The organism is Mycolicibacterium peregrinum (genome assembly GCF_001665625.1).
GTDB lineage: Bacteria > Actinomycetota > Actinomycetes > Mycobacteriales > Mycobacteriaceae > Mycobacterium > Mycobacterium peregrinum_B.
The window spans coordinates 1-1,814 of sequence record NZ_LZSY01000157.1 but is presented as its reverse complement, the minus strand read 5'-3'; the positions used below and the strand labels follow the sequence as shown (position 1 = coordinate 1,814).

Here is a 1,814-nt window from a genome sequence, read left to right as displayed (position 1 = left end):
TCGGGGATCTCCAGCGCGAAGGTCGATGACACCAAGCCGTTCGACCCCAAGGTCGTGGTCTACGAGATCTACGGCGTGCCCGGTGCGACGGCGGACGTGAACTACCTCGATCTCGACGCCCAGCCTCAGCGCATCGACGGGGTGACCCTGCCGTGGACGCTGCGTCTGGAGTCCACCGCTCCGTCGGTGTTCCCCAACATCGTCGCGCAGGGCAACGGCGACTCCATCAGCTGCCGCATCACCGTCGATGACGAGCTCAAGGACGAGAGAACCTCCAACGGCGTCAATGCCCAGACCTTCTGCTTGGTGAAATCTGCATGAGCACCCCTGACGCCCCGACCGACGCCTTCGGAGTCACCGAACCGAAAAAGGCCCACCACGGCGGGATCGCCAAGTGGATCCGGCGCCTGGCCGTGCCGATCATCATCGGCTGGGTCGTTCTCATCGGCATCCTGAACACCGTTGTGCCCCAGCTCGAAGAGGTGGGCAAGATGCGGTCGGTCTCGATGAGCCCCGACCAGGCTCCATCGATGATCGCCATGAAGCGTGTCGGCGAGGTGTTCCAGGAGTTCAAGTCCAACAGCTCGGTCATGGTGGTGCTCGAGGGCGACGAGCCGCTCGACATCAAAGCGCACGATTACTACGACGAGGTCGTCGCCAAGCTCGAGGCCGACAAGGAGCATGTCGAGCACGTCCAGGATTTCTGGGGCGACCCGCTGACCGCGTCAGGCGCGCAGAGCTCCGACGGCAAGGCCTCTTATGTGCAGGTCTACACCGCCGGTAACCAGGGCGAGGCGCTGGCCAACGAATCGGTCGAGGCGGTCCAGAAGATCGTCGAGAGCGTCACTCCGCCGCCGGGCGTCAAGGCATACGTGACCGGCCCGGCCGCGTTGGCCGCCGACCAGCACATTGCCGGTGACCGCAGTGTGAAGATCATCGAGGCGTTGACCTTCACGGTCATCATCATCATGCTGCTGCTGGTCTACCGCTCCATCATCACGGTGATCCTGACCCTGGTCATGGTGGTGCTCTCGCTGTCGGCAGCGCGCGGTGTCGTCGCTGCCCTGGGCTACTACGACATCATCGGGCTCTCGACGTTCGCCACCAACCTGTTGGTGACGCTGGCCATCGCCGCCTCCACCGATTACGCGATCTTCCTGATAGGCCGATATCAAGAGGCCCGAAGTGTCGGTGAGGATCGCGAACAGTCGTACTACACGATGTTCCACGGCACCGCGCACGTGGTGCTGGGTTCGGGCCTGACCATCGCCGGCGCCACGCTGTGTCTGCACTTCACCAACCTTCCCTACTTCCGATCGCTGGGCATCCCGTTGGCCATCGGCATGGTCACCGGCGTCGTCGCCGCCCTCACGCTGGGACCGGCGATCATCTCGGTGGCCAGTAGATTCGGTAAGACGCTGGAACCCAAGCGGGCCATGCGCACCCGCGGGTGGCGCAAGATCGGTGCCGCGGTCGTGCGTTGGCCGGGACCGATCCTGATCGCCACCATCGCGCTGTCGCTGATCGGTCTGCTGACCCTGCCCGGGTACAAGACCAACTACAACGACCGCAAGTACCTCCCGGCGGATCTACCCGCCAACACCGGCTACGCCGCATCCGACCGGCACTTCTCGCAGGCCCGGATGAACCCCGAGCTGCTGCTGATCGAGAGCGATCACGACCTGCGCAACTCCGCGGACTTCCTGGTCGTCGACCGCATCGCCAAGCGAATCTTCCAGGTGCCCGGCATTTCTCGGGTCCAGGCCATCACGCGCCCGCAGGGAACGCCGATCGAGCACACCTCGATCCCGTTC

At 64.3% G+C, this 1,814-nt stretch carries 2 protein-coding genes; both read left to right on the top strand.

What is annotated here, in order from left to right; translation table 11 throughout:
- Window positions 1-321 (top strand): MmpS family transport accessory protein (locus A5779_RS24295; RefSeq protein ID WP_064886300.1); only part of this gene is annotated, 321 nt, incomplete at its 5' end.
- The coding region (locus A5779_RS24290; RefSeq protein ID WP_131811685.1) for an MMPL family transporter at window positions 318-1,814 on the top strand (1,497 nt) is incomplete at its 3' end. The genes A5779_RS24295 and A5779_RS24290, both read left to right, overlap by 4 nt.